The sequence below is a fragment of the Pseudomonas sp. FSL R10-0056 genome (genome assembly GCF_009600105.1).
Lineage (GTDB): Bacteria > Pseudomonadota > Gammaproteobacteria > Pseudomonadales > Pseudomonadaceae > Aquipseudomonas > Aquipseudomonas bubulae.
The window spans coordinates 25763-33352 of sequence record NZ_WIWL01000197.1 but is presented as its reverse complement, the minus strand read 5'-3'; the positions used below and the strand labels follow the sequence as shown (position 1 = coordinate 33352).

General features: G+C 59.7%; 6 protein-coding genes. 5 read left to right on the top strand and 1 reads right to left on the bottom strand.

Annotated features, from left to right (window positions below):
- From gcvP to GHO42_RS17765, 5 genes are all read left to right on the top strand, one after another.
- A partial coding sequence (gcvP, locus tag GHO42_RS17785) for an aminomethyl-transferring glycine dehydrogenase (protein ID WP_153384168.1) occupies positions 1 to 2060 on the top strand: 2060 nt, incomplete at its 5' end.
- 154 nt (positions 2061 to 2214) lie between these two features.
- Entirely contained in the window at positions 2215 to 3591 is a 1377-nt protein-coding gene (locus tag GHO42_RS17780) for an L-serine ammonia-lyase (protein WP_095019740.1), read from the top strand.
- Positions 3592 to 3608: 17 nt separating this feature from the next.
- Entirely contained in the window at positions 3609 to 4733 is a 1125-nt protein-coding gene (gcvT, locus tag GHO42_RS17775; RefSeq protein WP_095001369.1) for a glycine cleavage system aminomethyltransferase GcvT, read from the top strand.
- A 380-nt stretch (positions 4734 to 5113) separates the two neighbouring features.
- Complete coding sequence (locus GHO42_RS17770; protein ID WP_016782052.1) at positions 5114 to 5326, top strand: cold-shock protein; 213 nt, start codon at positions 5114 to 5116, stop codon at positions 5324 to 5326.
- A 93-nt stretch (positions 5327 to 5419) separates the two neighbouring features.
- Positions 5420 to 5908 (top strand): RDD family protein, encoded by a 489-nt coding sequence (locus GHO42_RS17765; RefSeq protein ID WP_095019738.1) that lies wholly within the window; start codon positions 5420 to 5422, stop codon positions 5906 to 5908.
- Positions 5909 to 6049: 141 nt separating this feature from the next.
- Here the strand turns inward: GHO42_RS17765 and GHO42_RS17760 are convergent, their stop codons facing one another.
- A complete protein-coding gene (locus GHO42_RS17760) occupies positions 6050 to 7471 on the bottom strand; it encodes a DegQ family serine endoprotease (protein WP_370688609.1) in 1422 nt (473 codons plus the stop codon).
- Positions 7472 to 7590 lie beyond the last annotated feature (119 nt).

Below are 7590 nucleotides of genomic sequence, written 5' to 3'. Positions count from 1 at the left end.
CCCAGCGCTTTGGCGTACCACTGGGCTTCGGCGGCCCGCACGCGGCCTACTTCGCCACCCGCGATGCGTTCAAGCGCGACATGCCGGGCCGCTTGGTCGGTGTTTCGGTTGACCGTCACGGTAAACCGGCGCTGCGCCTGGCCATGCAAACCCGCGAGCAGCATATCCGCCGCGAGAAGGCCACGAGCAACATCTGTACCGCTCAGGTGCTGCTGGCCAACATCGCCAGCATGTATGCCGTTTACCACGGCCCTAAAGGCCTGACGCAAATCGCCCAACGCACTCACCAGTTGACCGCGATCCTGGCCCGTGGCCTCAGCGATCTGGGGCTGAAGGTCGAGCAGGAACAGTTCTTCGACACCCTGACCCTCAACACCGGCACCCACACCGCCGCGCTGCACGCCAAGGCCCATGCGCAGAACATCAATCTGCGCGTGATCGACGACCAGCGCCTGGGCCTGTCGCTGGATGAAACCAGCAGCCAGTCCGACGTCACTGCACTGTGGGCATTGCTCGCCACAGACGGCCAGGCCCTGCCTGACTTCGACGCACTGGCCACCAGCGTAACGGGCACCCTGCCCGCCGCCCTGCTGCGCCAGTCGCCGATCCTCAGCCACCCGGTGTTCAACCGCTACCACTCTGAAACCGAGCTGATGCGCTACCTGCGTCGCCTGGCCGACAAGGACCTGGCGCTGGACCGCACCATGATCCCGCTGGGCTCGTGCACCATGAAGCTCAACGCCGCCAGCGAAATGATCCCGGTTACCTGGGCCGAGTTCGGCAACCTGCACCCGTTTGCGCCTGCCGAACAAAGCCTGGGCTACCAGCAATTGACCACCGAACTGGAAGCCATGCTCTGCGCGGCTACCGGCTACGATGCTATTTCCCTTCAACCAAACGCCGGTTCCCAGGGCGAATACGCCGGCTTGCTGGCCATTCGTGCCTACCACCAGAGCCGTGGCGACGAGCGCCGCGATATCTGCCTGATCCCGTCCTCGGCCCACGGCACCAACCCGGCCACCGCCAACATGGCCGGCATGCGCGTGGTGGTCACCGCCTGTGACGCCCGCGGCAACGTTGATATCGAAGACCTGCGTGCCAAGGCCATCGAGCACCGCGACCACCTCGCCGCGCTGATGATCACCTACCCCTCCACCCACGGCGTGTTCGAAGAAGGCATCCGCGAAATCTGCGGCATCATTCATGACAACGGCGGCCAGGTGTACATCGACGGCGCCAACATGAACGCGATGGTGGGCCTGTGCGCTCCGGGCAAGTTCGGCGGCGACGTGTCCCACCTCAACCTGCACAAAACCTTCTGCATCCCTCACGGCGGTGGCGGCCCGGGTGTAGGCCCGATTGGCGTCAAATCGCACCTGACGCCGTTCCTGCCGGGTCACGCGGCCATGGAACGCAAGGAAGGCGCAGTCTGCGCGGCGCCGTTTGGCAGCGCCAGCATCCTGCCGATCACCTGGATGTACATCCGCATGATGGGCGGTGAAGGCCTCAAGCGTGCATCGCAACTGGCCATCCTCAACGCCAACTACATCGCCCGCCGTCTCGAAGAGCACTACCCGGTGCTGTACTCGGGCAGCAACGGCCTGGTCGCCCACGAATGCATCCTCGACCTGCGCCCGCTCAAGGAAACCAGCGGTATCAGCGTCGATGACGTGGCCAAGCGCCTGATCGATTTTGGCTTCCACGCCCCGACCATGTCGTTCCCGGTGGCCGGCACGTTGATGATCGAACCGACCGAAAGCGAGTCCAAGGAAGAGCTGGATCGCTTCTGTGAAGCGATGATCTGCATCCGCGAAGAAATCCGCGAAGTCGAGAGCGGTGGCCTGGACAAGGAAGACAACCCGCTGAAAAACGCCCCGCACACCGCCGCTGAAATGGTCGGCGAATGGACTCACCCCTACAGCCGCGAACAGGCGGTGTACCCGGTTGCGTCCTTGATCGAAGGCAAGTACTGGCCACCGGTCGGTCGTGTCGACAACGTATTTGGCGACCGCAACCTGGTGTGTGCGTGCCCGTCGATCGAGAACTATCAGGAGGCATAAGTCAAAACCTGTAGCCGCTGCCGAAGGCTGCGATGGGCTGCGAGGCGGCCCCGCTTTCGGGCACAACGGCGAAGGCCCTGCGGGCTTTATCGCAGCCTGCGGCAGCGGCTACAGATGATTTGCCTACCCACACAATAAGAAACCGGAGAACCCCATGTCGTTAAGCGTGTTCGACCTGTTCAAGATTGGCATCGGCCCCTCCAGTTCCCATACCGTCGGCCCCATGCGTGCTGCTGCGCGTTTTGTCGAAGGTCTGCGCCGTGATGAGCTGTTGCAACAAACAGCCTGCGTAAAAGTTGAACTCTACGGTTCCCTCGGCGCCACCGGCAAAGGCCACGGCAGCGACAAAGCCGTGCTGCTGGGGCTGGAAGGTGAACATCCGGATACCGTCAACACCGAAACCGTGGCCGAACGACTGGCCGCGATTCGCAGCAGCGGGCGCCTGAACCTGCTGGGCGAACACCCCATCGAATTCATCGAAAAATCACACCTGGCGATGATTCGCAAACCCCTGCCCTATCACCCCAACGGCATGATTTTTCGGGCACTGGATGCCGCCGGCATTCAGATCCGCAGCCGCGAGTATTACTCGATCGGCGGTGGTTTTGTGGTGGACGAAGGCGCGGCAGGTGCCGACCGAATTGTCGAAGACAGTACTGTGCTGCAATACCCCTTCAAAACCGCCAAGGACCTGTTGCGCCAATGCGTAACCCATCACCTGTCGATCAGTGAAGTGATGATGGCCAATGAAGGCGCCTGGCGCCCGGAAGCCGAGACCCGCAGCGGTCTGTTGAAAATCTGGCAGGTCATGCAGGACTGCGTAAGTGCCGGCTGTCGCAATGAAGGGATTTTACCCGGCGGTTTGAAGGTCAAGCGCCGTGCCCCGGCCTTGCACCGTCAGCTCTGTGCCAACCCGGAAGCCGCGCTGCGCGATGCCTTGTCAGTACTGGACTGGGTGAACCTGTACGCCCTGGCCGTCAATGAAGAAAACGCCAACGGCGGGCGCGTGGTCACAGCGCCTACCAACGGTGCGGCGGGAATTATCCCGGCCGTTTTGCATTACTACATGCGCTTTATCGGCGGCGCCAATGAAGACGGCGTGGTGCGTTTTCTGCTCACTGCCGCCGCCATCGGCATTCTGTACAAGGAAAACGCTTCGATTTCGGGGGCCGAAGTCGGCTGCCAGGGTGAAGTCGGCGTGGCCTGTTCAATGGCGGCCGGCGCGTTGTGTGAAGTGCTGGGCGGCAGCGTGCAGCAAGTCGAGAACGCCGCCGAGATCGGCATGGAGCACAACCTCGGCCTGACCTGCGATCCGATTGGCGGGCTGGTGCAAGTGCCGTGCATCGAACGGAACGCGATGGGCTCGGTCAAGGCCATCAACGCAGTGCGCATGGCCCTGCGAGGTGATGGTCAGCACTTTGTCTCGCTCGACAAGGTGATCCGCACCATGCGCCAGACCGGCGCCGACATGAAAAGCAAATACAAGGAGACCGCCCGCGGCGGTCTCGCCGTCAACATTATTGAGTGCTGATTTTCAAGGAGTCTCGAATGTCCACCGAACAACTGCTTAAAACCCCGCTGCATGCACTGCACCTTGAACTCGGCGCCCGCATGGTGCCGTTTGCCGGCTACGACATGCCCGTGCAGTACCCGCTAGGGGTGATGAAAGAGCACCAGCACACCCGTGAACAGGCCGGGTTATTCGATGTATCGCACATGGGCCAGATCCGTCTGACCGGTGCTGACGCGGCCAAGGCCCTGGAAGCACTGGTGCCGGTGGATATCATCGACCTGCCGGTGGGTATGCAGCGCTATGCCATGTTCACCAACGAACAGGGCGGCATCCTCGATGACCTGATGGTCGCCAACCTGGGCAATGACGAGCTGTTCCTGGTGGTCAACGCCGCCTGCAAGGATCAGGACCTGGCCCACCTGCGCAAGCATTTGAGCGCCCACTGCCAGATCCAGCCGCTGTTTGAAGAGCGCGCCCTGCTTGCCCTGCAAGGCCCGGCTGCAGTCAGCGTACTGCAACGCCTGGCACCGCAAGTGGCGAACATGACCTTTATGCAATTTGCCCCGGTGACCTTACTGGGCGCGGATTGCTACGTCAGCCGCTCGGGTTATACCGGCGAAGACGGTTTTGAGATTTCAGTGCCGGCCGAGCACGCCGAAGCACTGGCCCGCCGCCTGCTGGCCGAGCCAGAGGTTCAGGCCATCGGCCTGGGCGCACGGGATTCGCTGCGCCTGGAAGCGGGCCTGTGCCTGTACGGCCACGACATGAACGACACCACGACGCCTATCGAAGCCAGCCTGCTCTGGGCCATCTCCAAGGCCCGTCGCGCTGACGGCCCGCGGGCCGGTGGTTTCCCGGGTGCCGAGAGCATCTTTGCCCAGCAGCAAAACGGCGTAGCGCGTAAACGAGTGGGCTTGCTGCCCCAGGAACGTACCCCGGTGCGTGAAGGCGCACAAATCGTCGATGCCGACGGCACCGAGATCGGCACCGTATGCAGCGGCGGCTTTGGGCCAACGTTGGGCGCACCCTTGGCAATGGGTTATCTGGATATCGCATTCACGCCTGTAGACACTGAAGTCTGGGCCATCGTGCGGGGCAAGCGCGTGCCGATGAAAGTGTCGAAAATGCCGTTTGTAGCGCAACGTTATTACAGGGGTTAAACAGTAAGTTATACAGTTGCATGTTCACGGTGCGTACGTGTCATGCAACTGCTACATAACAGTGCAAACTTTCGATAGCGAAAACAGTCTTTATTACACGAAAATAATTGAACACCTCTATAACGATCCGCTCTTTGACTCTGCGTTTAGAGTATTAAAAACAGCGGCCCTGCGGCGTATTTAAAGGGGCTTGTTTTTTCAATTACAGTTTCGTAGAGTTTGCCCACTGTGTTTGCATGGGTCGCTGGAATCGTGACCTGGGCAGTAGCTCAATGCTTGCTACATCCCGTTCTGCGTCTCTTACTTTCCTGCAACCCAGCACCAGTACTCTTTCATGTGAAAGAGGCTGTCATTAATTGTTAGCGTCAAGGAATTAAGAAATGTCTCAACGTCAGAGCGGTACGGTCAAGTGGTTCAACGACGAGAAGGGGTTTGGTTTCATCACCCCTGAAAGCGGCCCGGACCTGTTTGTGCACTTCCGTGCCATCCAGGGCAACGGCTTCAAAAGCCTGAAGGAAGGCCAGAAAGTGACCTTCATCTCGGTACAGGGCCAAAAAGGCCTGCAGGCTGACGAAGTTCAAGCAGAAGCTTAAATCTCGTGCACAAAAGCCTCTGATGGTGACATCAGAGGCTTTTTTATGGCCGTTATTCCGTAAGATGGCTGTTTTCCTTCACGAGACCCTGCCATGTCGAAACAACCGCTTAGCCCTCAAGGCGACTTTCCCGCCGTTGGCCTGGGGCGCCGCCTGGCAGCCATGTTCTACGACTTTCTGCTGTGTACCGCCCTGCTGATCGTCACGACCTTTATCTACAAGCTGATCATGATGGGCTTTATCGGCGAAGCCAAAATGCGCGAACTGTCAGAAGCAGGCGCCCTGGATGGTGACCCGCTGCTGTCGACCCTCCTGTTTTTCGTCCTGTTCGGTTTCTTTGCCAAGTTCTGGACCCACTCCGGGCAAACCCTGGGCATGCAGGTCTGGGGAGTTCGCGTACAGAACGCCGACGGCACGGCAATCAGCCTGTGGCAGGCCCTTCTGCGTTTTATCGTGTCCATAGGCTCGTGGTTGTGCCTGGGGCTGGGGTTTGTCTGGTCGATCTTCGACAAGCAAAAACGCACCTGGCATGACATGTATTCCAATACGCAGTTGGTACGCGTCCCCAAGCAGAAGAAATAAAAAAAAGCCCGTATCTCGCGATACGGGCTTTTTTATTGCCCTTGTGGGAGCGGGCTTGCTCTCGATGAAGGCAACGCGGTTTCGCCGTTGAACCGCGCCGATGCTATCGCAAGCAAGCCCTCTCCCTCACGGCTGTGCGGCTTACTCCGCCAGCTTGAACGTGATAAAGCTGGCACGCCCCTGACGCAGAACCCGCATCGACACCGAACGGTTCTTCGGCAATGCCTTGGCGATCTCGGTGAACTCCTTGCCATTGGTGATGGCCTGATTGTTCAAGTGCGTAATCACGTCGCCAGGCTGCAGGCCGATCAAGGCCGCAGGACCGTCCTGAACGTCAGTAATGATCACACCGCCCTTGATGTCGTTGGCTTTCTTCTGCTCTTCACTCAAGTCCGCTACGGACACGCCCAGGCGGTTGCTGCTTTGTTCAGCGCCGCCACCCGAAGCGATGTCTTTTGCATCATCAGGGATAGCGCCCACAGTCAGCTCCAGATTCTGACGCTTGCCGTTACGAATAACTTCAAGGTTGGCCTTGCTGCCGGCCTTGAGTGCGCCAACCAGGTGCGGCAAATCTGCCGACATGACGATCGGCTGACCATTCATGCTCAGAATCACGTCGCCCACTTGCAGACCGCCTTTGGCAGCCGGGCCGTCATCAAGTACCTGCGCCACCAGTGCACCGGCAGGTTTTTCCAGACCGAAAGACTCGGCCAGGTCCTTGTTGACCTCCTGGATCACCACACCCAACCAGCCACGGCTGACTTTGCCGCCAGCCTTGAGCTGATTGGCAACGTCCATCGCCACATCGATCGGGATTGCAAAGGACACGCCCATGAAACCGCCCGAACGGGTATAGATTTGCGAGTTGATGCCCACGACTTCGCCCGCCAGGTTGAACAGCGGACCACCCGAGTTGCCCGGGTTGATCGGCACGTCAGTCTGGATAAATGGCACATAGCTTTCATTCGGCAGGCTGCGGCCCATGGCGCTGATGATGCCCTGGGTCACGGTGTGGTCGAAACCAAATGGCGAACCGATCGCAACCACCCACTGGCCGGCCTTGAGGTCCTGGGACTTGCCCAGTTTGAGCACCGGCAGGTTCTTGCCATCGATTTTCAGCAAGGCCACGTCAGAGCGCGGGTCAGTGCCCACCAGCTTGGCTTTCATTTCACTGCGATCGGACAGCCGCACAATGATTTCATCGGCATCTGCAACCACGTGGTTGTTGGTCAGGATGTAGCCATCGGGCGAGATGATAAAGCCCGAGCCCAGGGACTGGGCCTCGCGCTGACGCCCGCCTTTGCCACCGGGTGCAGGTGGCAGGCTGCGCTCAAAAAAGTCGCGCAGGCCAGGCGGCAGGCCTTCCAGGTCGGGCATTTGGCCCATGCTGGAAACCCGACGCTCAGGCAGCTTTTGCGTGGTACTGATATTCACTACGGCTGGCGAAGCCTGTTCAACCAGTTGGGTGAAATCAGGCAACTGCGCTTCAGCCATCACCGGCACTGCCTGCCCGAGCATCAGCACGGCTGCAAAAATGGGTAGATAAGATTTCAATCGCGGCATCGACATACAGCTCCCGTTAATAACAGCAGAGTTAAGCGACAGGCACCTAAAAACAAGTCAAAAGCATAGACCGTTTTTCAGACCCCGGAAAACAAACAAGGCCAAAGCCCTTTGGGGCT

Excerpts from the sequence above, each read along its gene's own strand:
- GHO42_RS17780 (WP_095019740.1), top strand. The coding sequence starts at position 2,215 with ATGTCGTTAAGCGTGTTCGACCTGTTCAAGATTGGCATCGGCCCCTCC.
- gcvT (WP_095001369.1), top strand. The coding sequence starts at position 3,609 with ATGTCCACCGAACAACTGCTTAAAACCCCGCTGCATGCACTGCACCTT.
- GHO42_RS17770 (WP_016782052.1), top strand. The coding sequence starts at position 5,114 with ATGTCTCAACGTCAGAGCGGTACGGTCAAGTGGTTCAACGACGAGAAG.
- GHO42_RS17765 (WP_095019738.1), top strand. The coding sequence starts at position 5,420 with ATGTCGAAACAACCGCTTAGCCCTCAAGGCGACTTTCCCGCCGTTGGC.
- GHO42_RS17760 (WP_370688609.1), bottom strand. The coding sequence starts at position 7,471 with ATGCCGCGATTGAAATCTTATCTACCCATTTTTGCAGCCGTGCTGATG.